The sequence below is a fragment of the Bradyrhizobium sp. 164 genome (assembly GCF_023073715.1).
Lineage (GTDB): Bacteria > Pseudomonadota > Alphaproteobacteria > Rhizobiales > Xanthobacteraceae > Bradyrhizobium.
The window spans coordinates 1-22,647 of record NZ_JADPKA010000004.1; the positions used below are offsets into that span (position 1 = coordinate 1).

Sequence of the window (22,647 nt, forward strand, 5' to 3'; positions counted from 1 at the left end):
CACCATCCTGAAAGTTGCAACCGAGATCGTGCGCCAGCAGGACGGCTTCTTCACCCATGGCGTGGCGCATTTGCGGCCGCTCAATCTGAAGGCTGTCGCAGACGCCATCCAGATGCATGAATCCACGGTGTCGCGCGTTACCGCCAACAAATACATGGCGACCAATCGCGGCACGTTCGAGCTGAAATATTTCTTTACGGCCTCAATCGCCTCGGCTGACGGCGGCGAGGCGCATTCCGCCGAAGCGGTACGTCACCACATCAAGCAGCTGATCGATTCGGAAGCGCCCACGGCAATCCTGTCGGATGACACCATCGTGGAACGCTTGCGCGCTTCGGGCATTGATATTGCCCGCCGCACGGTCGCGAAGTACCGCGAAGCCATGCGCATTCCCTCTTCGGTGCAACGCCGCCGCGACAAGCAGAGCGCTCTTGGTAACGTCCTCGCCACCGCAATGTCCGATCGCCCCCGCAACACCGAGCCGGCCTGATTGCGCTGGCGCGAAATCGCGCTACTCTCGATGTCCCATCGAGACCGATCCAAGCTAGGCACTTGAACCAAGCGAGGCATCACATGACTCTTCGAATTTCGGGAAAGAGCATCAGCGTCGGCGAGGCCCTGCGCGGCCGCGTTGCCGACCGCACGGATGAGGTGCTGCGCAAATATTTCGACGGCAATTATTCCGGTCACATCACGCTGAGCAAGGACGGCTTCGGCTTCCGCACCGATTGCGCGCTGCATCTCGATTCGGGAATCACGCTGGAGGCCGATTCGAACGCGCCGGACGCCTATGCCAGCGCCGACCAGGCGCTGGTGATGATCGAGAAGCGGCTGCGCCGCTACAAGAATCGCCTCAAGGACCGTTCCGCCCGCAAGGCCCATGTCGCCTCCGAGGCGATGGCTGCGCTCGATGCCACGAGCTATGTGCTCGAGGCGCCCGAAGGCGAGGACGAGGTCGCCGGCTACAGCCCCGTCATCATCGCCGAGCAAACCACCTCGCTGAAGCGCCTCTCGGTCAGCGAGGCCGTCATGGAACTCGACCTCAGCGGGGCGCCCTGCCTGGTCTTCCAGCACGGCTCCTCGGGCCGGGTGAACATCATTTACCGCCGGGCGGATGGCAATGTCGGCTGGATCGACCCTCCGGGGGCCAAGGTGGACGGTAAGTCCGATGGTTAGGTCCGAGACCCGGGCTCCGTACCATCCCGGGCCTTTAACAATGTCCGTGGCAAAGCCGCACGCGGGAGTTGGCACCGGGATTGCGTTGGAGTAGAAGCGCCCCACATCAGGACCGGGGCTAAGTCCGCCTCCTGCTTCATGTTATTGACGTCGGCGCAGCTTGGTCTATCAAGCTGGCCAAATCGGAACCTGACGGCTTAATTCACCTCGGAAAGCTTCCATGCCGATTACCGATCTGGTCGCACCCGAGGCGATTCTCCCGGCATTGAAAGTCAACAGCAAGAAGCAGGCGTTGCAGGAACTCGCGGCCAAGGCCGCCGAGCTGACCGGGCAGAACGAACGCTCCGTGTTCGAGGTCCTGCTTCAGCGCGAAAAGCTCGGCACCACCGCAGTCGGTTACGGCGTCGCCATTCCCCACGGCAAGCTGCCCAAGCTGGAAAAGATCTTTGGCCTGTTCGCGCGCCTCGATCGCCCGATCGATTTCGAATCGATGGACGGCCAGCCGGTCGATCTCGTCTTCCTGCTGCTCGCCCCCGAAGGCGCCGGCGCCGACCATCTCAAGGCACTCGCCCGCATCGCTCGCCTCTTGCGCGACCAGGACATCGCCAAGAAACTCCGCGCCTCGCGCGACGCCCAGGCGATCTATTCGGTGCTGGCCCTGCCGCCGGCGACGGCGGCTTGAGCGTCATTGCCGACTCTAAGGGCGCGTGCCCCGGACGCAGCGCAGCGCTGGGCGTTGCAGCTTGTCCGGGACACGAGAGTTAAGCCGCACTCCGCCGCGTTCGCAGTGACGACGCGCGAGACTGCATCTCCCGAAATGAAAACGGGCACGCCTTCTCATGAAGGCATGCCCGTTTGAAACCCTGTTCGCGCGACGCGCGTGCTCAGTGCACGCTCACCGCTTGCAGCTCGTTGCTCCAGGCATTGGCGATCGCGGCTTCGCGGCTGTCGGTCAGCATGATCGGCGTGCCGTCGGCGGCGTGGAGCGCGAAGAGTTTTAAGCCCGGCGCGATTTTCGGTGCTTCGGGAAACAGGCCCGGCACGTCCTCCGAGCGGATCTGCTTCACATAGGCGATATGGCCTTCGCCGAGGGTTGCCAGCGTCTCGGGCGAGACATTCTTGGCTTCGTATTCGAACGCAACGTGACCTTCACTCATGGTCTCGACTCCTCTGGAACACTAAGCGGTCGAGTCCGCTACTCGTTCCATTATTCGTGTTCATTGATAGCGATTGTCTTAACGATCCTCTCCGGTTCAGGCCGGGCCAGATCGACCGACAACAGCCCGTTCTTCAGATCCGCACCCAGCACCAGCATCCCCTCCGCCAGCACGAAGGTGCGCTGGAAGTGGCGGGCGGCGATCCCGCGATGGATGTATTGCCGGGTCTTGTCGTCCTGCTGCCGCCCGCGGATCACGAGCTGGTTTTCCTCAATAGTTACATCGAGTTGGTCGCGGGTGAAGCCGGCGACCGCCAGCGTGATGCGCAAACGCTCGGGCTGGCCGTCCGACCGGTCGCACCTCTCGATATTGTAGGGAGGATAACCGTCGGCACCTTTGACGACCCGATCGAGCACGCGCTCGATCTCGTCGAAGCCCAGCAGGAAGGGACTGGAGAGCGTTGGAACACGAGACATAGTTTACAAAGTCCTCGCAGAAGCGACTTTGGTGTGTCGGAGCCCGCAAGCGGCACCCCTTGGTCAGCAATATGGGCATATCCCCGTGTGGGTTCAAGCAGGTAGCAGGAGCCCTGCACAGGTGGCATTCCCGCATGTGATGCGCTTTGCTTCGCGCCGGGCGTTTCCACATCGTCATGGCCGGGGCATGGCCGTCCGTAGGACGGCGTCGCTACCGCTCGCCGATATCCCCCACGACCTTTCTCTCGACAGCCAGAGCAACGCCCGGGACAAGTTCGGGGACGGCAAATTGCAGGCCGATTTATGTCAATGAAAACAAGGCCCCGCTACTGTGCATGGGGTTGTTTTCGCACTTTTTGTTAGCTGTCCCTTCGGAACCCGGTCAGGCTTCCAACCGCTTCCGCCCATCGCCGCTGAACAAATGCAGCTTTTGGCGAACCGCTGCGACGCGGATCTGCTGGCCGATGGCTGGCGCCTCGGTTCCGGGAAGGCGGACGATGACCTCGCCGGGCGGCAGCTCGCCGGGCGTGGCGGCGACGCGCTGGTCTTCCTGAGCCCGCGAGCCGTAGACGAAGGTTTCGGCGCCGACGCGTTCGATCGCTTCAACGGTAAGTGGCAGCGCGACGCCGCCGGCGGGCGTCTGGTCGGTGATGACGAAGTCTTCGGGACGGATGCCGAGGATGCCGGCTTCGCCCGCGCTGCCGCCGAGCTGCGACTTGATCTCGTCGGGACGGGTGGACATCAGGTTCATCGGCGGCGCGCCGATGAAAGAGGCGACGAAGGTCGTGGCCGGCTTTTGGTAGATCGCGAGGGGATTGCCGACCTGCTCGACCTGGCCGCCATTCATCACCACCAGAATATCGGCGAGCGTCATCGCCTCGAGCTGGTCATGGGTGACGTAGATCGACGTCGTGTTGAGCCGGCGCTGCAATCTGCGGATCTCGACGCGCATCGCGATGCGCAGCTTGGCATCGAGATTGGAGAGCGGTTCGTCGAACAGAAACACCTTCGGCTGGCGCACGATGGCGCGGCCCATGGCGACGCGCTGGCGCTGGCCGCCGGAAAGCTGGCGCGGCTTGCGCTCCAGCATGGCGGAGAGCTCGAGCACGCGCGCCGCTTCCCCGACGCGGGTCTTGATCTCGGCTTCCGCCATTCCGCGGTTGCGCAGGCCATAGGCCATGTTGTTGTAGACGCTCATATGCGGATAGAGCGCGTAGTTCTGAAACACCATCGCGATGTCGCGATCGGCGGGCTCGATCTGGTTGACGACGCGGCCGCCGATGTCGATCTCGCCGCCGGTGACAGTCTCCAGCCCCGCGACCATGCGCAGCAAGGTCGACTTGCCGCAGCCGGACGGGCCGACCAGCACGCAGAACTGGCCGTCGCCGACATCGACGTCGATGCCCTTGATGGCTTCGAAGCCGCCGGGATAGGTCTTGCGAACGTTGCGCAGGGTGACGTTAGCCATGAAAACTCACTTGCAAGAACCTACTTCTCCGTCTCGACCAGGCCGCGCACGAACAGCTTCTGCATGGCGACGACGACGAACACCGGCGGCAGCATGGCCAGCACGGCAGTTGCCATCACGATCGGCCATTCGGTCAGCGCGTCGGTGGTGGTGATCATCTTGCGGATGCCGATCTGGATCGTCTGCATGTCGTCGCGGGTGGTGATCAGCAGCGGCCAGAGATATTGATTCCAGCCGAGGATGAACAGGATGACGAACAGCGCCGCCATGTTGGTGCGCGACAGCGGCAACAGCGTATCCCAGAAGAAGCGCAAGGGACCGGCGCCGTCGATCCGCGAGGCTTCCAAAAGCTCGTCCGGCACGGTCATGAAGAACTGGCGGAACAGCAGCGTTGCGGTGGCCGACGCGATCAGCGGCAGCGACAGGCCGGCATAGCTGTCGAGCATGTGCAGATCGGCGACGATCTTGTAGGTGGGATAGATGCGCACCTCGACCGGCAGCATCAGGGTGATGAAGATCAGCCAGAAGATCGGCATCCGGAACGGAAAGCGGAAATACACGATCGCATAGGCCGAGATGATCGAGATCGCGATCTTGCCGACCGCGATCAAGAGCGCCATCACCAGCGAGTTCAGCATCATGTTGCCGACCGGCTCCCGGGTCGAGCCGCTCGTGCCGATGAAGATCGTCTGGTAGTAAGTCTTGAAGAAATGACCGCCTGGCAGCAGCGACATCTGTCCGTTCGCGATCAGCGCGTTGTCCTGGGTCGAGGCGACGATCGCGATGTAGACGGGGAAGGCGACGATCGCGATCCCGATCCAGAGGATGATATGAGCGACGTAGCGCCGAAAGCCTTCTTCCTCGACCATCAGTAGGTCACCTTGCGTTCGACGAAGCGGAACTGGATTCCCGTCAGCACGATCACCATGATCATCAGGATCACCGATTGCGCCGCGGAGCTGCCGAGATTGCCGCCGAGCAGGCCGTCGGAATAGACCTTGTAGACCAGCGTCTCCGTCGACTTGCCGGGACCGCCGCGGGTCATGGTGTCGATGATGCCGAACGTGTCGAAGAAGGCGTAGACGATGTTGACGACCAAAAGGAAGAAGATGGTCGGCGACAGCAGCGGGAAGGTCACGGTCCAGAACCTGCGCATCGGGCGCGCGCCGTCGATCGCGGCGGCCTCCAGCACGCTTCGCGGGATGCTCTGCAGGCCCGCGAGGAAGAACAGGAAATTATAGGAGATCTGCTTCCAGGCGGCGGCGAGGATGATCAGCGTTGCGGCCTGGTCGCCGTCGAGCAGCGGATTCCAGTCGATGCCCAGGACGCGCAAATAACGCGAGAGCACGCCCAGCGAGGGATGCAGCATGAAAATCCAGAGCACGCCGACGACCGGCGGCGCCACCGCATAGGGCCAGATCAGCAGCGTGCGGTAGAGCATCGAGCCGCGCAGCGGCTTGTCCGCCATCACGGCGAGGAGCAGCGCAAAGGATAGCGATGAGACCGCGATGGCGAACGAGAAGAAGAAGGTCCGCACGATCGCTTCGAAATAGGCGCGGTCCTGCAGAAGCTCGAGATAGTTGTCGAACCAGACGAAGCTCGTCGAAAGACCGAAGGCGTCCTGGAGCAGGAAGGACTGGATCACTGCCTGCAACGCCGGCCAGTAGAAGAAAATCAGGACGATCGCGAGCTGCGGCGCAACCAGCGCGTAGGGCAATAGCTTCGATTGGAAAATGGCTTGCTTTTGCATGATGCGCGCAGGAGCGGCAGGCCGGGTTACCGGCCTGCCGCCGATCGCCTCACTTCACGGCGGTCTTTTCGAACTGCCGCAGCATCGTGTTGCCGCGTTCGACCGCGGCATCGAGCGCCTGCTTGGCGGTCTTCTTGCCGGCGAGCGCCTGCTCGATCTCTTCCGACCAGACGTCACGGAGCTGCACCATGTTGCCAAGGCGCAGGCCGCGGGAATTCTCGGTCGGCTCCTTATTGGTCAGCTCGAGCAGCGGGGTCTCGAGATAGGGCTGGTCCTTGTAGAAGCCTTCCGCCTTGGCCTTCTCATAGGCCGCCTTGGTGATCGGCAGATAGCCGGAGGCCTTGTGGATGTAGACTTGGCGGTCGGTGTCGGACAGGAAGCCCAGGAATTTCGCGACGCCCTTGTACTCGTCGGCCGACTTGCCGCCCATCACCCAGAGCGAGGCGCCGCCGATGATCGAGTTCTGCGGTGCGCCCTTGACGTCGGGATAATAGGGCATCGGCACGGCGGTGAAGGCGAACTTGGCTTGCGCCTTGACGTTGCCGAAGAACGCCGAGGAGGTCAGATAGAGCGGGCATTCACCTGACGTGAAGCGGCCTTCGCCGGTGTTGGTGCGGCCGGCATAATCGTAGGTCTTGTCCTTCTGGAGCTCGACCAGCTTCTCGAGGTGCTTGACCTGAAGCGGGCCGTTGAATTCGAGCACGGTGTCGAAGCCGTCGAGGCCGTTGGCCTTGGTCGACAGCGGCACGTTGTGCCAGGCGGAGAGCTGTTCGAGATTGACCCAGGTGACCCAGGAATTGGAGAAGCCGCAGGTGGGGTGGCCGTTGTCGTGCAGCTTCTTGGCGACATCGAACACTTCAGGCCAGGTCTTCGGGATTGCGACGTTCGCCTTCTTCAGCTCGTCGAGGTTGACCCACATCACCGTCGACGACGAGTTGAACGGGAAGGACAGCATCTCGCCCTTCGAGGTCGAGTAATAGCCGGTGATCGCGGGCAGGTAGGCCTTCGGATCGAACTTCTCGCCGGTCTCGGCCATCAGCTTGTAGACCGGCTTCACCGCGCCGGTCGCCGCCATCATGGTGGCGGTGCCGACCTCGAACACCTGCATGATGTGCGGCGCATTGCCGGCGCGGAAGGCCGCGATGCCGGCGTTCATCGTGTCGGGGTAGTTGCCCTTGTAGGTCGGGATTACCTTGTAGTCGCTCTGCGACGCGTTGAAGTCGGTGGCGAGCTTGACGATGACGTCGTTGTTGGCGCCGGTCATCGCGTGCCACCACTGGATGTCGGTCACGGCCAGGGCCGGCGAGGCCATCATGCCGACCGTGACTGCGACAGCCGCAGCCGCACCAAAATGTCGAAGAGCCATCAAGAAAACCTCCCTTGCCCGTCAATAAAGAAGCGCTTGCGCTAGCAGTGCCACATGACGTTCACATGACTGTGTAAGCGGCCGAAACGAAAGCGGCAAGCGCTGGAAAAGGGAAGCCGGAAAATAGGCGAAGGCGTGCGGGAGACCGCGCCGTGCGTTCGCGCTGCACACGCGTGCTCGCGCCGCAGTGCGGCATTGGATGACGTGAGTTGTCCATCAGGCGGCGATCTCGAACACCTCTCCCGCTTGCGGGAGAGGTCGCGCCGAAGGCGCGGGTGACTGCTCTCTCCGCTTGGGGATTGTCCCGTTCTGGAGACGCCCTCTCCCCAACCCTCCCCCGCAAGCGGGGAGGGAGCGCACCGCCGTTGCGGCAACGCTGAAGTCTATTTCACGAGGCCTCAGCGCTTACGCTCGGGGCCGCAGACCACGCCCTTTTCGACCATCGCGTCGATGTCCGCCCGGGAGTAGCCGAACTCGCCCAGCACCTCAGCCGCGTGCTGGCTGAATTTCGGCGGCAGGCGGCGCAGGCTCGGCTTGCTGCGGTCGAGCCGGATCGGCGAGGCGACGCCCTTGTACCAATCCTTCTCGATGATATCGCCGCGCGCGATCGTGTGCGGATTCGTGAGTGCCTGGTCGATCTTCTGCACCGGGCCAGCGGGCAGGCCCGCCGCGAGCAGGCGGTTGCAGAGCGGCTCGGCCTCGTGCTGGCTGAACACCGCGGCGAGTTCGGCGCGCAGCGCCTCGCGATTGGCGATGCGGTCCTTGTTGCGGGCAAAGCGCGGATCGGTGCCGAGCTCGGGCTTGCCGATCTCCTTGGCGAGCTTGCGGAACGTGCCGTCGTTGCCGACGCCGATGAAGATGTTGTCGGTTTTCGTCGGGAAGATCGCGTAAGGCACGAGGTTGGGATGCTCGTTGCCAGTGAGCGCGGGTGGCTTGCCATGCATGAAATAATTGGCGGTGTGCGGATGCATGATGGCAAGGCCGGTCTCGTACAGCGTCGTCTCCAGGAACTGGCCCCTGCCGGAGCGCTGGCGCTCCGACAGCGCCATCAGGATGCCGATCGCCGCGTACAGGCCAGTGGTGATGTCGACCAGCGGCACGCCGATCCGCATCGGGCCGCTCTCCGGCGAGCCGGTCGCCGCGATCATGCCGGTCATGGCCTGGATGATGGCGTCATAGCCGGGATTGCCGCCGCGCGGGCCGTCGGCGCCGAAGCCGCAGATCCGACAGTGCACGAGGCGCGGGAATTTTGCGCGCAGCACCTCGTTGCCGATGCCCCATTTCTCCAGCGTGCCTGGCTTGAAGTTCTCGATCAGGACGTCGGCCGTCTCCAGCATCTTCAGCAGCACGGCGCGGCCGCCTTCGGAGGCGAGGTCGAGGCCGATCGAGCGCTTGTTGCGGTTGATGCCGACGAAATAGGCCGCATCCTCCTCATGGAAGGGAGGGCCCCATTCGCGCACCTCGTCGCCCGCGGGCGGCTCGACCTTGATCACGTCGGCGCCGTGGTCGGCGAGGATCTGGGTGCAGTAGGGACCGCCGAGCACGCGCGTGAGATCGATGACGCGCAATCCGCTCATGGCACCTGTGGCGGCTTCAGAACTCATGCCTTCGCTTCCCCTGTGTCGATGCTTGATCACAGGCCTAGCGAGGTTCGTGCATCCCAGCAATGGCTTCGCGCGTAGGGCCGCATGCGCCGCCGCGGCGCAATCCCAGAATGGCAAACCAATGGGAAGCGGCCAGCCCGAGGGGGATCTCGGGCCAGCCAATCCGCAATTGCGGTCAGACGACCGTCAGACGAACGTCGACATTGCCGCGCGTGGCGTTGGAGTACGGGCACACCTGGTGCGCCTTCTCGACCAACGCCTCAGCCTCGGCGCGAGCCAGGCCCGGCAGCGAGACGGCGAGATCGATCTCGAGACCGAAACCGCCCTCGGAGCGCGGGCCGATGCCGACGGTCGAAGTGACGGACGCGTCATTGGGAACCTTGGGGCCGCCCTGCGACGCCACGAACTTCATCGCGCCGATGAAGCAGGCCGCATAGCCCGCCGCAAACAGCTGCTCGGGATTGTTGCCGGCGCCGCCTCCGCCGCCGAGCTCCTTCGGCGTGGTCAGCTTGACGTCTAGGGCGCCGTCGAGCGTTGCAGCATGGCCGTCGCGGCCGCCGGTCGCCTTGGCACTGGTCTTGTAGAGGACGTTCACGGACATTTTCATCTCCCTGGGGGTTCGGGTGGACGCGATCTGTATCGCTTCAATTAGATCGCGCACAACTGAAATTACAGTGCCTCACATTTAATTGTTTGCAATTGAATTTACGGCCGCCCGACCCCACAATACGGGCAAATCCCGTGAGAGTCCCCATGGCCCGGAAACCATCGGCAGCGGACGCGCCGCTGCGGCTCGACAATCAGATCTGCTTTGCGGTCTATTCGGCCGCGCATGCTTTCAATCGTGTCTACAAGCCGCTGCTCGGTCGGCTCGGCCTGACCTATCCGCAATATCTGGTGATGCTGGTGCTATGGGAGCGCGACGACGTACCGGTGAGGGACATCGGCGAGAAGCTGTTCCTGGATTCGGGCACGCTGACGCCGCTGCTCAAGCGGCTCGAGGCCGCCCATCTCGTGAGGCGCACCCGCTCGAGCGAGGACGAGCGTCAGGTGCTGATCGCCCTGACGCCGCAGGGCCAGGCGCTGAAGGACAAGGCACGCAGCGTGCCGCAATCCATTCTGGCGGCCTCGGATTGCTCGGTGCCGGAACTGGTCGCAATGAAGGACGAGATCGTCGCATTGCGCGACCGGCTCAATGCGGTGATCGGGGAGTAGGGGAGTTCGTCAGAGCCTAGGAAAGCCGCTTCTTCGTGAAGGCGCGGCCGGAATGAGACTTCAGGTACTTTTCAAACGCCAGAGCTTTGTACTTGTCGGGGAAGGCGCAGTACCAGATCAGTTTCCAAGGCTTATATTTAGCGGTGTGGCTAGATTTGCCGGCATTGTGTTCCGGAATTCGCCGCTTCAAATCTTCCGTGGCGCCGATGTATTCCTGATCAGGAAAGTCAACGCTTTGGAGAATGTAGACGTACCACATTGACGCCTATCGCCTGGGTAGTCGTTAGGTGGGCGTCGCACCAGTCCGTCTTCGCCCTTCGGGCTACGCCGGACACCACGCTTTACCCTTCGGGCTCTGCGTGGCTGCGCCACGCGAAGCCCGAAGGGCGAAGCGTGGTGGAGCCAGGCGGGATCGAACCGCCGACCTCTTGCATGCCATGCAAGCGCTCTCCCAGCTGAGCTATGGCCCCTTAACTTAGACCGGATGAACCTGGTGGATCACCCCAACCGGCGAGCCCTGGTGACTCGCGCGGTGCACCCTTTTTCACAGATCAGGGCTGATCTCAAGTCTCTTCATCACCTCCGACATCACCAATGATGTCGGTTACGTCCTCATCGCCTTCTTCGTCGTCGGCAATGAAGGTCGAATCGTCGTCATCGTCATCCTCGATGGTCTCGTCGACCTCGATGTCGTCCTCGGACTCCGGAACGACGGCCTTGACCTTGCCGGTGTTCTCCTCGGCGTCGGCCTCCTCGAGCGAGACCAACTCCTCGGCCTCTGCCGGCTCCGGCGTCGTGTCCGGGGCCACGTTGCGGGCTTCGGCGCCGCGGGACGCACGTGCGGGCGCGACCGGGGCGATCGGCACCACTTCGCCGGTATAGGGCGAGATCACCGGATTCTTGTTGAGGTCATAGAACTTCTTGCCCGTGGTCGGGCAAATACGTTTAGTTCCGAGTTCGGACTTGGCCACGGCAGGAATCCTGGGAATGTCTGAAAAGCGGTGCTTCACTTGGCTAGTTGGCGGCCCGCTGTCAATAGCGCATTACAGGAGAACGACATGCCCGTGACGGGGCGCGGACCATGTGGTACCTGCGCCCCAGCCCCTTAGGGCGCATCCAAGGACACAATCTTGACCCATTCCGACCAACCGAGGCCGCTGCAGTCTCGCGCCAGCGGCCCCCTGACCGGGAAAGTACGGGTACCCGGTGACAAGTCGATCTCCCACCGCGCCCTGATCCTGGGGGCGCTCGCGGTCGGCGAGACCCGGGTTTCGGGACTGCTCGAGGGCGAAGACGTTCTCAACACCGCCAAATCCATGCAGGCGCTGGGCGCCAGGGTCGAGCGCACCGGTGATTTCGCCTGGACGGTGAACGGTGTCGGCGTCGGTGGCTTCGCCCAGCCCAAGGCGGCGCTGGATTTCGGCAATTCCGGCACCGGCTGCCGCCTGGTCATGGGCGCCGTCGCGGGTTGCCCGATCTCGGCGGTGTTCGACGGGGACGCCTCGCTGCGCAGCCGCCCGATGCGCCGGATCCTCGATCCACTCGAACAGATGGGCGCCAGGGCCTTGTCGGGCAGCGAGGGCGGCCGTCTGCCGCTGACCCTGCAGGGCGCGCGCGATCCGCTGCCGATCACCTACATGACCCCGGTCGCCTCGGCCCAGATCAAATCGGCCGTGCTGCTCGCGGGCCTGGCTGCGCCGGGCACAACCACGGTGATCGAGACCGAGGCGAGCCGCGACCATACCGAGCTGATGCTGCAGCATTTTGGTGCCGCCATCACCTCCACGAAGGAAGGCCAGCACGGCCGCCGCATCACGCTTCAAGGCCAGCCAGAGCTGCACGGTGCCAACGTCATCGTGCCGGCCGACCCGTCCTCGGCGGCCTTCCCCGTCGTTGCCGCGCTGATCGCCGATGGCTCCGACGTCGTCCTGTCCGACGTAATGACCAATCCGCTGCGCACCGGCCTGTTCACCACGCTGCGCGAAATGGGCGCCTCGATCGAGGAGAGCGACGTACGACGCGACGCCGGCGAGCCGATGGCCCAGCTGCGCGTGCGCGCGTCGAAGCTGCGCGGCGTCGAGGTGCCGCCGGAGCGCGCGCCCTCGATGATCGACGAATACCTCGTATTGGCCGTCGCGGCCGCTTTCGCCGAGGGCACGACCATCATGCGCGGCCTGCAAGAGCTGCGCGTCAAGGAATCCGACCGGCTCGAGGCCACGGCCGACATGCTTCGCGTCAACGGCGTCAAGGTCGAGGTCTCCGGTGACGATCTGATCGTCGAAGGCCGCGGTCACGTGCCCGGCGGGGGCGTTGTTGCCACCCACATGGACCATCGCATCGCGATGTCCGCGCTGGTGATGGGTTGCGCGTCCGACCAGCCGGTCGGCGTCGACGACACCGCCTTCATCGCCACCAGCTTTCCGGATTTCATTCCGATGATGCGTTCGCTAGGGGCCGAGTTTTCATGATCATCGCCATCGACGGGCCCGCAGCCTCGGGCAAGGGGACGCTCGGCAAGCGCCTCGCCCACCATTACGGTTATCGCCATCTCGATACCGGCGTCATCTATCGCGCAGTGGCTTACGAGCTGATGCAGTCCGGTCATGATCTCCGCGACGAGGCAGCCGCGGTCGCGGCGGCGCTGGAACTCGACCCCGAAAAGTTCGGCAATCCCGTCCTCAAGACCCAGACGGTCGGCGAGGGGGCCTCCATCGTCTCGGCCATTCCGAGAGTCCGCGAAGTCCTGGTCAATTTCCAGCGGCAATTCGCCGCCGATCCGCCCGGCGCCGTGCTCGATGGCCGGGACATTGGAACCGTGATCTGCCCCCATGCCGACGTGAAGATTTTCGTGGTCGCCGACCCCAGGGTCCGCGCTCACCGCCGGACCATGGAGGCGCGGGCGCGGGGCGAGGAGGCGGACGAGGCGGCCGTGCTTGCCGACATCATGCAGCGCGACGAGCGCGACAAGAACCGGCCGATTGCGCCTTTAAAGCCGGCGCCGGATGCTTACTTGCTTGATAACTCCCAACTGGATATAGAAGGCGGCGTCCGGGCTGCCATCGACATTATCGAGGCCGTCCGAGCGGGCCGGTCGCGGGGTTAAGCCGCAGCCGTCATTGGAGGAAGCGCCCGCTCCCGCTCTTTGAGGTCGATAACCTTCGGTCCCTATTTGGGGCCGACGCGATCCAGGCTCCGGACAAGAATTTCCACGTATCGAACGCGCGGGCCTCAGCCGGCCCGCTTCCGCTGCTCCAGCACCGAGCCGGAGCCGCGAGCGGTCGCTCGAAGGTCTTGCGGACCTTCCGACACTGCGTGTGCGATGCGCCCATGAACCCAACGGCCGGCAAGACTTCCGCAACTGGAGAACAAATGGCTTCGACTTCTGCTGATACCTATAGCCCCTCGCGCGACGATTTCGCCGCGATGCTCGACGAATCCTTCGCAGGCGGCAACCTGCAGGAAAGCTCCGTCGTCAAGGGCAAGGTGGTTGCAATTGAAAAGGACATGGCCGTCATCGACGTCGGCCTGAAGACCGAGGGCCGCGTTGCCCTGCGCGAATTTTCCGGCCCCGGCCGTGACAGCGAGATCAAGGTCGGCGACGAGGTGGAAGTGTTCCTCGATCGCATCGAGAACGCCCTCGGCGAAGCCGTGCTGTCGCGCGACAAGGCGCGCCGCGAAGAGAGCTGGGGCAAGCTCGAGAAGGCGTTCCAGAACAACGAGAAGGTCAACGGCGTCATCTTCAACCAGGTCAAGGGCGGCTTCACCGTCGACCTCGACGGTGCCGTGGCCTTCCTGCCGCGCTCGCAGGTCGACATCCGTCCGATCCGCGACGTCGCGCCGCTGATGAACAATTCGCAGCCGTTCCAGATCCTCAAAATGGATCGCCGTCGCGGCAACATCGTCGTGTCCCGCCGCACCGTGCTGGAAGAGACCCGCGCCGAGCAGCGTCAGGAGCTGGTGCAGAATCTCGAAGAGGGTCAGGTCATCGACGGCGTGGTCAAGAACATCACCGACTACGGTGCGTTCGTTGATCTCGGCGGCATCGACGGCCTCCTGCACGTCACCGACATCGCCTGGCGCCGCGTCAACCATCCGACCGAGGTGCTCTCGATCGGCCAGACCGTGAAGGTCAAGATCATCAAGATCAACCACGAGACGCACCGCATCTCGCTGGGCATGAAACAGCTCTTGGATGATCCGTGGCAGGGCATCGAAGCCAAGTACCCGCTGGGTGCCCGCTTCACCGGCCGCGTCACCAACATCACCGACTACGGCGCGTTCGTCGAGCTCGAGCCGGGCATCGAAGGCCTGATCCACGTCTCCGAGATGTCGTGGACCAAGAAGAACATGCACCCCGGCAAGATCGTTTCGACCTCGCAGGAAGTCGACGTGCAGGTGCTGGAAGTCGATTCCGTCAAGCGCCGCATCTCGCTCGGCCTCAAGCAGACCATGCGCAACCCCTGGGAGGTCTTCGTCGAAGCTCACCCGACCGGTTCGGTGGTCGAAGGCGAGGTCAAGAACAAGACCGAGTTCGGTCTGTTCCTGGGTCTCGAAGGCGACGTCGACGGCATGGTCCACCTCTCCGACCTCGACTGGAAGCTTCCGGGCGAGCAGGTGATCGACAACTACAAGAAGGGCGACATGGTCAAGGCCGTGGTGCTCGACGTGGACGTCGAGAAGGAGCGCATCTCGCTCGGCATCAAGCAGCTCGAAGGCGACCCCTTCGCCGAGCCGGGCGATGTCAAGAAGGGCGCGGTCGTGACCTGCGAAGTGCTCGAAGTGAAGGAGAGCGGCATCGAGGTGAAGATCGCCGGTACCGACTTCTCGACCTTCATCAAGCGCTCGGAGCTCGCCCGTGACCGCAACGACCAGCGCGCTGAACGCTTTGCCGTCGGCGAGAAGGTCGATGCCCGCGTGATCCAGTTCGACAAGAAGGCCCGCAAGGTCCAGGTGTCGATCAAGGCGCTCGAAGTCGCCGAAGAAAAGGAAGCCATCGCGCAGTACGGCTCCTCCGATTCGGGTGCAACGCTCGGCGACATCTTGGGCACCGCGCTCAAGAACCGCGACAACAAGTAAGCGAAACGCACGTTTCGCTGCATCGAAGCCCCGGCGCGAGCCGGGGCTTTTTGTTGCGTGCTCGCGGCCCGGATGGAGCGCAGCGTCATCCGGGAAAGTCCTTGCGCCGCCAATCCCGGATTGCGCTTCGCTCCATCCGGGCTAGGACGGGCCTTGTTTTCTTCAAATTGCGCCGCAATTGATGTATCGAGAATAAGCCGACGGTCACGCTGTGACGGCACAACGCGCTCCGTCTTTCATTTTGGAGATATTCCGATGTCGCTGGATTCGGACATCATCGTCGATCGCCGCAGGATCCGCCGCAAGCTGACGTTTTGGCGCGTGATGGCCGCGCTGATCGCGATCGCGGCGATCGCGAGCTTTGCGCTGATCGCGACACCAGGTGCGCGCGGCACGTTCGCGTCTGCTGGTTCGATCGCGCGCGTCCACATCGAGGGCCTGATCCGCAGCGATTCCGATCGCACCCAGGCGCTGGAGCGGCTGGAGAATTCGCAGGCCGCTGCCGTCATCGTTCACGTCAACTCGCCGGGCGGCACCACCGCCGGCTCCGAGCAGCTCTACGATTCGCTCACCCGACTGAAGGCGAAGAAGCCGCTCGTCGTCGTGGTCGAGGGCCTTGCCGCCTCCGGCGGCTACATCACCGCGATCGCCAGCGACCACATCATCGCCCAGCAGAGCTCGCTGGTCGGCTCGATCGGCGTGTTGTTTCAATACCCCAATGTCTCCGAGTTGCTGAAGACCATCGGCGTCAAGGTCGAGGAGGTGAAGTCGTCGCCGCTGAAGGCCGCGCCCAATGGTTTCGAGCCCACCAGCCCCGAGGCGCGGGCCGCGCTCGATGCGCTGGTGAAGGATTCCTACGCCTGGTTCAGGGGCCTGGTGAAGGAACGGCGTGGCATGGATGACACGCTGCTCGAGAAAGTGGCCGATGGCCGCGTCTTCACCGGCCGCCAGGCGATCGATCTCAAGCTGATCGACCAGATCGGCGACGAGAAGACGGCGGTGACCTGGCTGGTCGAGCAGAAGGGCGTCAAGAAGGGGCTCAGCGTGCGCGATTACAAGCTCGAGCCGCGCTTCGGCGATCTGCCCTTCCTCAAGACGGCCGCCGCCGTGACGCTGGAAGCGCTGGGTTTGAGCTCGATTGCGCATCAAATCGGGCAAACCGGCGTCGCACAGGCGGTCGATCGGTTCGGAATGGATGGAATGCTGGCCCTGTGGCAGCCGGCCGCGTCAAACTGACCGGAACCGAGGCGAGCGTGCGGGGGTTTTCCCGCGTGACGGGTGCCGGCACAGCCTGCTTTTTCGGCATTTGTCACGTATTTTCACGACGCTCAATCTTGATTTAGCGTCTTGACAGATCAAGGTATTTTCACGGAAATGGTCATCCGCACGCTCCCGGGTCCTATCTCTCGATGATCAAATCCGAACTTGTTCAGCGTATCGCCGAGCACAACCCGCATCTGTACCAGCGGGATGTCGAGAACATTGTGAATGCGATTCTCGAAGAGATCGTAGCGGCCCTCGCACGCGGTGATCGCGTCGAGCTGCGCGGCTTCGGTGCCTTCTCGGTCAAGCATCGCCCTGCACGCGCCGGACGTAATCCGCGCACCGGCGCTCATGTGCCTGTCGACCAGAAGAGCGTCCCGTTCTTCAAGACCGGCAAGGAAATGCGCGAGCGGCTGAACCGCGACCATCCGGATCCCGGCGCGGCAGATTGAGCCGGGCATCAGGATTTTCTGCGGTCGCGCATGATGCGGCCGCAAGCTTGATTCAAGGCGAGCGAAGCGAGATGCGAAAGTTCCTGACCGCGCTGATCGTGATTCCGCTGGGCCTGCTCCTGCTGGTTTTCGCCGTCGCCAACCGGCATTTCGTCACCGTCTCCTTCGATCCCTTCATGTCGGCCGACCCCTCGCTGTCGGTCACCTTGCCGCTGTTCCTGCTTTTGATCCTGGTCGCTGCCCTTGGCGTGCTGACGGGTGGATGCGCAGTCTGGCTCGGCCAGTGGCACTGGCGGCGCGCGGCGCGCCGCAATGAGGCGGATGCACGCGCTGCCAGGGGCGAACTGGCCGATCTGCGGGCCCAAATGGCGGCGGCAAGGCCCGAGTCCCAGCGCCTCCCAGTCCCTTCGGGGGTCGGCCTTTATGGGCCCATCGGGCGAGACAAGCAGCGCGCGACGTTGTAGAAGCGGCCGCAATCGAAAGCCCTGTTTTCCGGCCGCGGGCCCGCGGCCTCCATCCGCTTTGAGACCATGTCCCTGCTCGTCAAAATCTGCGGTCTGTCCACGCCCGAGACGCTCGAGGTGGCGCTCGAGGCGGGTGCCGACATGGTGGGTTTCGTGTTCTTTCGGCCGTCGCCGCGGCACCTGTCGCTGGAAGCGGGACGCGATCTCGGGCGCCAGGTGAAGCGCCGTGCGCTCAAGGTCGCGCTGATCGTCGATGCCGACGATGCCATGCTCGACAACATCATGGACGCGCTGGCGCCGGACATTCTTCAGCTCCATGGCAAGGAGAGCGTGGCGCGGCTGCGCGACATCAAGCAGCGGTTCGGCCGTCCGGTGATGAAGGCGGTGCCGGTCGCCACATCTGCCGATCTCGCGGTGCTGCCCGGCTACGCCGCAGTCGCCGACCGCATCCTGTTCGATGCGCGCGCACCGAAAGATGCAACCCGCCCCGGTGGTCTCGGCGCCCCCTTCGACTGGCACCTGCTCCAAAATCTCGATGTGAGCCTGCCCTATATGGTCTCGGGCGGGCTTCACGCCGACAACGTTGCGGAAGCCCTCCGCGTCACCGGAGCCGGCGGCGTCGACGTCTCCTCCGGTGTCGAGAGCGCTCCGGGCGTGAAAGATCCGGAGATGATCAAGGCCTTCATCCGCGCCGCGCGCGCCAGCCAAGATACGAGCCAAGAGTTGAGTGTCCGATGAACGTCGCCAAACCCAATTCCTACCGTAGTGGCCCCGACGAGCGCGGCCATTTCGGTATTTTCGGCGGCCGCTTCGTCGCCGAAACCTTGATGCCGCTGATCCTCGATCTGGAGAAGGCCTATACCGAAGCCAAGGCCGATCCGGCGTTCCAGGCCGAGATGAACGGCTACCTCAAGACCTATGTCGGCCGGCCCTCGCCACTCTATCTCGCTGAGCGCCTGACCGAGCATCTCGGCGGCGCCAGGATTTATCTCAAGCGCGAGGAGCTCAACCACACCGGCTCACACAAGGTGAACAATGTGCTCGGCCAAATCATGCTGGCGCGGCGCATGGGCAAGAAGCGCATCATCGCCGAGACCGGCGCCGGCCAGCACGGTGTCGCCACCGCGACGCTGTGCGCGCGCTTCGGCCTCGAATGCGTGGTCTATATGGGCGCCGTTGACGTCGAGCGGCAGCAGCCCAACGTCATCCGCATGGAGATGCTGGGCGCCAAGGTGATGCCGGTGCAGTCAGGCACGCGCACGCTGAAGGACGCCATGAACGAAGCGCTGCGCGACTGGGTCACCAACGTGCACAACACGTTCTATTGCATCGGCACGGTGGCGGGCCCGCATCCCTATCCGACGCTGGTGCGCGACTTCCAGTCGATCATCGGCAACGAGACCAAGACGCAGATGCAGGAGATCGAGGGCCGCTTGCCGGACTCGCTGGTGGCCTGCATCGGTGGCGGCTCGAACGCGATGGGCCTGTTCCATCCGTTCCTCGATGATCCCTCCGTCGAGATCTTCGGCGTCGAAGCCGCCGGCCACGGACTCACGCAGCTGCACGCCGCCTCGATCGCGGGCGGCCGTCCCGGCGTGCTGCACGGCAACCGCACCTATCTTCTCATGGATGCGGACGGTCAGATCCAGGACGCGCATTCGATCTCGGCCGGTCTCGACTATCCCGGCATCGGCCCCGAACATTCCTGGCTGCACGAGGTCGGGCGCGTCAAATATCTCTCCGCGACGGACGACGAAGCACTCGCTGCGTTCCAATTGCTGTCGCGGCTGGAAGGCATCATTCCGGCGCTCGAGCCGGCGCACGCCATCGCCAAGGTGATGGAGCTCGCGCCGAAGCGGCCTCGGGATCACCTGATGGTCGTCAATCTGTCCGGCCGGGGCGACAAGGACGTCCCGCAAGTCGGCGACATCCTGAGGGGCAAGAAGTGAGCACGCGTATCGACACCCGTTTTGCCGAGCTTGCGAAGCAGGGCCGCCCGGCCTTCGTGACCTTCCTGATGGCCGGCGACCCTGATGCGGCGACGTCGCTCGAGATCATCAAGGCGCTGCCGCGGTCGGGTGCCGACGTGATCGAGATCGGCATGCCCTTCACCGATCCGATGGCCGATGGTCCGTCGATCCAGGCCGCGGGTCTCCGCGCGCTCAAGGCCGGCATGACGCTGAAGAAGACGCTAGAGCTCGTGCGCGGCTTCCGCAAGGACGATAACGCGACGCCGATCGTGCTGATGGGCTATTACAATCCGATCTACATCTACGGCGTCGACAAGTTCCTGGCTGACGCGAAGAGCGCAGGTGTCGATGGCCTCATCATCGTCGATCTGCCGCCGGAGGAAGACGACGAGCTGTGCCTGCCGGCGATGAAGGCCGGCCTCAACTTCATCCGCCTGGCGACGCCGACCACCGACGACAAGCGCCTGCCGGCCGTGCTCGCCAACACATCGGGCTTCGTCTACTACGTCTCGATCACCGGTATCACCGGAGCGGCGGCTGCGGACTCCTCGGCGGTGAGCGAAGCCGTTGCGCGCATCAAGCGACATACCAAGCTGCCGGTCTGCGTCGGCTTCGGCATCCGCACGCCGGAGACAGCCAAGGCGATCGCCTCGCACGCCAATGGTGCGGTGGTTGGCACAGCACTGGTGGATGCGCTCAAGAACAGCCTCGATGCCGAGGGGCGAGCGACCGATAAAACCGTTGACGCCGTCGCCGAGCTGACGGCGGCCCTGGCCCAGGGCGTCAAGGGGGCGCAGCAAGCGGCGGAATAGGCCATAGTTCCGCTTTCCGGGCAGGCGACACGGCAGCTTGCCGGGCAGCGGCCCGGCCGCCATATATTCTACAGGCGACCCGCGAGGCGGGTTCGCGCATCGGAGCAAAGCATGAACTGGCTTACCAATGTGGTCCGGCCGAAGATCCGCAACATGCTGCGGCGGGAGACGCCGGAGAATCTGTGGATCAAGTGTCCGGATTCCGGACAGCTCGTGTTCTACAAGGACGTCGAGGCCAACCAGTTCGTCATCCCCGGCTCGAACTACCACATGCGCATGGGCGCGGTGGCGCGGTTGAAGTCGATCTTCGACAACGAGACCTGGTTCGACGTCGCGCTGCCCGAGGTCACGCCCGACCCGCTCAAGTTTCGCGACGAGAAAAAATACGTCGACCGCATCAAGGATGCGCGCGCGCGCACCAACCTCAACGACGCGATCAAGGTCGGCTACGGCAAGCTTGAAGGCTCCGCCGTCGTCGTCGCCGTGCAGGACTTCGATTTCATGGGCGGCTCGCTCGGCATGGCCGCGGGCGAAGCCATCGTGCGTGGAATGGAGCTCGCGGTCGAGAAGAAGTCGCCATTCATCGTGTTTGCCGCATCGGGCGGCGCGCGCATGCAGGAAGGCATTTTGTCGTTGATGCAGATGCCGCGCACCACGGTGGCGGTGCAGATGCTGCGTGAGGCAAAACTGCCCTATATCGTCGTGCTGACCAATCCGACCACCGGCGGTGTCACCGCGTCCTACGCCATGCTGGGCGACGTGCACATTGCCGAGCCCGGCGCGTTGATCGGTTTCGCCGGCGCGCGCGTGATCGAGCAGACCATCCGCGAAAAGCTCCCCGAGGGGTTCCAGCGCGCCGAGTATCTGAAGGAGCACGGCATGGTCGACATGGTCGTACATCGCCACGAATTGCGTCCGACCCTGGCGCGGCTCTGCCGCTTGCTGACCAAGGCGCCGCCGCAGGAAGGCGCATCGAGATCGGTGCAGCCGGTCGCGAGCCCCGCGCAGATCGTATCGGCCGCCGAGACGGCGCCGGCTGCGCCCCACGCGTGAACGCCTCCTCTGACAGCACAAAGCCGCCGCTCGGCGAACTGATCGGGCGGCTGTCGGCCCTGCATCAGAAACGCATCGATCTCGGGCTCGAGCGGATGCATCGTCTGCTCGCGCGGCTCGGCCATCCCGAACGCAAGCTGCCGCCGGTGATCCACATCGCCGGGACCAACGGCAAGGGCTCCACGCTCGCCTATCTGCGCGCGACGCTGGAGGCCGCAGGCTTGCGCGTCCACGCCTATACCTCACCCTATCTCGTCCGCATCAACGAATGCTTCCGGCTCGGTCGCGTCGGCGGCGGCGTGCTCGTCAGCGATGATGAACTGCGCACCGCTCTGGAAGAGATCGAGCGCGCCAATGCCGGCGAGGCTGCGACATTGTTCGAGCTGAAGACCGCCGCGGCCTTTCATCTGTTCGCGCAAAATGCGGCCGACGTGGTGCTGCTCGAGGTTGGTCTCGGCGGCCGGCTCGATTCGACCAATGTGGTCGATGCGCCGGCGGCCTGCGTGATCACGCCTGTCAGCATGGACCACATGGACTTCCTCGGCGACACCCTGGCATCCATCGCCGGCGAGAAGGCCGCGATCATCAAGCGTGGCGCGCCCGTGATTTGTGCCGAGCAGGCTGCCGAGGCGATGACCGTGATCGAAGCACAGGCCAGGCGCATGCGTGCGCCGCTGTTTGCGGCGAACGAAAGTTGGCACGTCAATGTCGAGCGCGGACGTCTGGTCTATTCTGACGATCGCGGCCTGATGGATCTTGCGGCGCCGCGCCTGTTCGGCCGCCACCAGTTCGACAATGCCGGCCTTGCAATCGCGACGCTGCGCGCCGTCCCGGCGTTCAAGGTCAGCCAGACGGCGTTCGAGGCCGGTATCGTCGGGGCGGAATGGCCGGCACGAATGCAGCGCATCACCTCGGGGGAGCTGCTCTCTTGGGGACCGCAGGGCTCGGACATCTGGCTCGATGGTGGGCACAATGCTGAAGGCGGCCGCGTGGCCGCCGCCGCGCTCGGTGATCTCGAAGAGCGGGTGTCGCGGCCGCTGGTCGTCATCGCCGGCATGATGGCCAACAAGGATGCGCAGGGTTTTCTTGCCAATTTCGCCGGGCTTACCCGTCACATCATCGCGGTGCCGATCCCTGATACCGAGAACGCGATGCCGGTCGACCGCCTAGCGGACGCCGCGCGCAGCCTCGGCATGCGTGTGGAGCCCGCGCCCGGCATCGAAGCTGCGCTGCGCGCATTGGCGAAGCTCGCCTACGAGGTGCCGCCGCGCATCCTGATCACCGGCTCGCTGTATCTGGCCGGCCACGTGCTCGCAATCAACGGCACGCCTCCTGCATAGCGACT

General features: G+C 64.1%; 24 protein-coding genes, 1 tRNA gene and 1 pseudogene. 15 read left to right on the top strand and 11 right to left on the bottom strand.

Annotation, left to right across the window (positions count from 1 at the left end):
- The 3 genes and pseudogenes from IVB01_RS01230 to ptsN all read left to right on the top strand — a co-directional run.
- Positions 1-490 (top strand): annotated as a pseudogene (locus IVB01_RS01230) (RNA polymerase sigma-54 factor); the annotation flags it as partial.
- 83 nt (positions 491-573) lie between these two features.
- Entirely contained in the window at positions 574-1,176 is a 603-nt protein-coding gene (gene raiA / locus IVB01_RS01235) for a ribosome-associated translation inhibitor RaiA (RefSeq protein ID WP_247276532.1), read from the top strand.
- Positions 1,177-1,396: 220 nt separating this feature from the next.
- Positions 1,397-1,858, top strand: a complete 462-nt coding sequence (gene ptsN, locus IVB01_RS01240; RefSeq protein ID WP_027514736.1) for a PTS IIA-like nitrogen regulatory protein PtsN — start codon at positions 1,397-1,399, stop codon at positions 1,856-1,858.
- A 202-nt stretch (positions 1,859-2,060) separates the two neighbouring features.
- Here the strand turns inward: ptsN and IVB01_RS01245 are convergent, their stop codons facing one another.
- The 8 genes from IVB01_RS01245 to IVB01_RS01280 form a co-directional block, all read right to left on the bottom strand.
- Entirely contained in the window at positions 2,061-2,333 is a 273-nt protein-coding gene (locus IVB01_RS01245) for a DUF1150 domain-containing protein (protein WP_007598581.1), read from the bottom strand.
- A 50-nt stretch (positions 2,334-2,383) separates the two neighbouring features.
- On the bottom strand, positions 2,384-2,809 hold the full coding sequence (locus IVB01_RS01250) for an Hsp20 family protein (RefSeq protein WP_014438749.1): 426 nt from the start codon (positions 2,807-2,809) through the stop codon (positions 2,384-2,386).
- A gap of 382 nt (positions 2,810-3,191) precedes the next feature.
- Positions 3,192-4,277: a sn-glycerol-3-phosphate import ATP-binding protein UgpC gene (locus IVB01_RS01255; RefSeq protein ID WP_247276531.1), complete on the bottom strand. Its 1,086-nt coding sequence runs from the start codon at positions 4,275-4,277 to the stop codon at positions 3,192-3,194.
- 20 nt (positions 4,278-4,297) lie between these two features.
- Complete coding sequence (gene ugpE / locus IVB01_RS01260) at positions 4,298-5,146, bottom strand: sn-glycerol-3-phosphate ABC transporter permease UgpE (protein WP_247276530.1); 849 nt, start codon at positions 5,144-5,146, stop codon at positions 4,298-4,300.
- Complete coding sequence (gene ugpA, locus IVB01_RS01265) at positions 5,146-6,027, bottom strand: sn-glycerol-3-phosphate ABC transporter permease UgpA (RefSeq protein ID WP_247303926.1); 882 nt, start codon at positions 6,025-6,027, stop codon at positions 5,146-5,148. Before ugpA ends, ugpE begins: the two co-directional genes overlap by 1 nt.
- A 49-nt stretch (positions 6,028-6,076) precedes the next feature.
- The gene (gene ugpB, locus IVB01_RS01270) at positions 6,077-7,393 is read right to left on the bottom strand and encodes a sn-glycerol-3-phosphate ABC transporter substrate-binding protein UgpB (RefSeq protein WP_247276528.1); all 1,317 of its coding nucleotides are present in this window, start codon (positions 7,391-7,393) and stop codon (positions 6,077-6,079) included.
- A gap of 398 nt (positions 7,394-7,791) precedes the next feature.
- Positions 7,792-8,997, bottom strand: a complete 1,206-nt coding sequence (locus tag IVB01_RS01275; protein ID WP_247276527.1) for a CaiB/BaiF CoA-transferase family protein — start codon at positions 8,995-8,997, stop codon at positions 7,792-7,794.
- 175 nt (positions 8,998-9,172) lie between these two features.
- The gene (locus IVB01_RS01280) at positions 9,173-9,598 is read right to left on the bottom strand and encodes an organic hydroperoxide resistance protein (protein ID WP_247276526.1); all 426 of its coding nucleotides are present in this window, start codon (positions 9,596-9,598) and stop codon (positions 9,173-9,175) included.
- 152 nt (positions 9,599-9,750) lie between these two features.
- Between IVB01_RS01280 and IVB01_RS01285 the strand changes: the two genes are divergently transcribed.
- On the top strand, positions 9,751-10,212 hold the full coding sequence (locus IVB01_RS01285) for a MarR family transcriptional regulator (RefSeq protein ID WP_247276525.1): 462 nt from the start codon (positions 9,751-9,753) through the stop codon (positions 10,210-10,212).
- Between the two features lie 16 nt (positions 10,213-10,228).
- Here the strand turns inward: IVB01_RS01285 and IVB01_RS01290 are convergent, their stop codons facing one another.
- The 3 genes from IVB01_RS01290 to IVB01_RS01300 all read right to left on the bottom strand — a co-directional run bounded on the left by IVB01_RS01290 (position 10,229) and on the right by IVB01_RS01300 (position 11,183).
- Positions 10,229-10,471 (bottom strand): GIY-YIG nuclease family protein, encoded by a 243-nt coding sequence (locus tag IVB01_RS01290; RefSeq protein WP_247276524.1) that lies wholly within the window; start codon positions 10,469-10,471, stop codon positions 10,229-10,231.
- Positions 10,472-10,606: 135 nt separating this feature from the next.
- A tRNA-Ala gene (locus IVB01_RS01295) sits at positions 10,607-10,682 on the bottom strand.
- Positions 10,683-10,775: 93 nt separating this feature from the next.
- Positions 10,776-11,183 carry a TIGR02300 family protein gene (locus IVB01_RS01300; RefSeq protein ID WP_247276523.1) on the bottom strand — a complete coding sequence of 136 codons (408 nt, stop codon included), beginning with the start codon at positions 11,181-11,183 and terminating at the stop codon, positions 10,776-10,778.
- Between the two features lie 159 nt (positions 11,184-11,342).
- Between IVB01_RS01300 and aroA the strand changes: the two genes are divergently transcribed.
- From aroA to IVB01_RS01355, 11 genes are all read left to right on the top strand, one after another.
- Positions 11,343-12,680 carry a 3-phosphoshikimate 1-carboxyvinyltransferase gene (aroA, locus tag IVB01_RS01305; RefSeq protein ID WP_247276522.1) on the top strand — a complete coding sequence of 446 codons (1,338 nt, stop codon included), beginning with the start codon at positions 11,343-11,345 and terminating at the stop codon, positions 12,678-12,680.
- Positions 12,677-13,315, top strand: coding sequence for a (d)CMP kinase (gene cmk, locus IVB01_RS01310; protein WP_247276521.1), 639 nt, complete (start codon positions 12,677-12,679; stop codon positions 13,313-13,315). The genes aroA and cmk overlap by 4 nt, the downstream gene beginning before the upstream one ends.
- A gap of 266 nt (positions 13,316-13,581) precedes the next feature.
- Positions 13,582-15,288, top strand: coding sequence for a 30S ribosomal protein S1 (gene rpsA, locus IVB01_RS01315; protein ID WP_247276520.1), 1,707 nt, complete (start codon positions 13,582-13,584; stop codon positions 15,286-15,288).
- 255 nt (positions 15,289-15,543) lie between these two features.
- Positions 15,544-16,524 carry a signal peptide peptidase SppA gene (sppA, locus tag IVB01_RS01320; protein WP_247276519.1) on the top strand — a complete coding sequence of 327 codons (981 nt, stop codon included), beginning with the start codon at positions 15,544-15,546 and terminating at the stop codon, positions 16,522-16,524.
- 173 nt (positions 16,525-16,697) lie between these two features.
- Positions 16,698-17,003, top strand: a complete 306-nt coding sequence (locus IVB01_RS01325) for an integration host factor subunit beta (RefSeq protein WP_008539997.1) — start codon at positions 16,698-16,700, stop codon at positions 17,001-17,003.
- 71 nt (positions 17,004-17,074) lie between these two features.
- Positions 17,075-17,467 (top strand): lipopolysaccharide assembly protein LapA domain-containing protein, encoded by a 393-nt coding sequence (locus tag IVB01_RS01330; protein ID WP_247276518.1) that lies wholly within the window; start codon positions 17,075-17,077, stop codon positions 17,465-17,467.
- Between the two features lie 66 nt (positions 17,468-17,533).
- Complete coding sequence (locus tag IVB01_RS01335; RefSeq protein ID WP_247276517.1) at positions 17,534-18,205, top strand: phosphoribosylanthranilate isomerase; 672 nt, start codon at positions 17,534-17,536, stop codon at positions 18,203-18,205.
- Positions 18,202-19,416, top strand: coding sequence for a tryptophan synthase subunit beta (gene trpB / locus IVB01_RS01340; protein ID WP_247276516.1), 1,215 nt, complete (start codon positions 18,202-18,204; stop codon positions 19,414-19,416). The genes IVB01_RS01335 and trpB overlap by 4 nt, the downstream gene beginning before the upstream one ends.
- A complete protein-coding gene (gene trpA / locus IVB01_RS01345) occupies positions 19,413-20,249 on the top strand; it encodes a tryptophan synthase subunit alpha (protein ID WP_247276515.1) in 837 nt (278 codons plus the stop codon). Before trpB ends, trpA begins: the two co-directional genes overlap by 4 nt.
- A gap of 111 nt (positions 20,250-20,360) precedes the next feature.
- Positions 20,361-21,302 carry an acetyl-CoA carboxylase, carboxyltransferase subunit beta gene (gene accD, locus IVB01_RS01350; RefSeq protein WP_247276514.1) on the top strand — a complete coding sequence of 314 codons (942 nt, stop codon included), beginning with the start codon at positions 20,361-20,363 and terminating at the stop codon, positions 21,300-21,302.
- A complete protein-coding gene (locus IVB01_RS01355) occupies positions 21,299-22,642 on the top strand; it encodes a folylpolyglutamate synthase/dihydrofolate synthase family protein (RefSeq protein ID WP_247276513.1) in 1,344 nt (447 codons plus the stop codon). The genes accD and IVB01_RS01355 overlap by 4 nt, the downstream gene beginning before the upstream one ends.
- The last annotated feature ends 5 nt before the right edge of the window (positions 22,643-22,647 follow it).